At 68.3% G+C, this 722-nt stretch carries 1 protein-coding gene; it reads right to left on the bottom strand.

Annotation, left to right across the window (positions count from 1 at the left end; translation table 11 throughout):
- Nucleotides 1-287 precede the first annotated feature (287 nt).
- Nucleotides 288-722: hypothetical protein (locus MBTS_RS23060; protein WP_192216587.1), on the bottom strand; the 435-nt coding region annotated here is incomplete at its 5' end.

The raw sequence follows: 722 nt of genomic DNA, 5'->3' as shown, positions 1-722 counted from the left end.
TCGATGGAGATGGCGGTCACGGCCATCATCAGGGCGACGATACCGACGAATTCGCCGAAGCCCGGGCCGTTCCAAGCCGGACCGCCCTGCGGAAAAGCCCGTTCCGTTACCGGCCGGCCGCTCGGCGGAACCGGCCTCAAAGGTGCAGTCACTGGTCCTGAGCCTCGCTGCGGTCGCCGGCTCCTGCGCCGTCGACGTCGTGATGGAAAGTCAGCGGCCCGACCTCCGGTTGCACGAGCCCTTCGCGGACCGCCATTCCCGGAGGCCGGGCTCGGCTCGGTGGGGTGCTACTGCCCGCCGCCCGCCATCTGACCGAGCTTGTCGATGTTCTTGGTGACGAGGGCGATGTTGCCGTCGGAGGGCTTGGTGGGCTCGCCGGCGGCGATCGCCTCGTTGATGTCCTTTAGCGCGGCGGCCTTGTCCTTGGGCTTCATCTTCGTGTCGGCCTCGATGGCGGCGACCTGCTTCTTCAGCAGCGGCACGACGCCGACATAGGTCTTCGTCTCGGGGTCCACGCCGTCCAGCACCGCCTCGACGCTGTCGGCCGCGTCCTGCAGGTCGTCGACGCTGGCAAAACCGTTCTTCTTCGCGATGGCCACGGCCTGGGCCTGGACCTTCGGATCGGGCTTGTCCGCGTTGCCGGCAGGGAGTTTCGCCAGTTCGGGCTGCGCCGCCACGAGGCCGTCGATCAGCGCCTGGGTCAGGGCGACCTCCTTCTGCTC

This window comes from Methylobacterium bullatum (assembly GCF_014845095.1).
Classification (GTDB): Bacteria; Pseudomonadota; Alphaproteobacteria; order Rhizobiales; family Beijerinckiaceae; genus Methylobacterium; species Methylobacterium bullatum.
The sequence above is the reverse complement of the archived record's forward strand: the minus strand, read 5'-3'. Positions and strand labels throughout refer to the sequence as shown.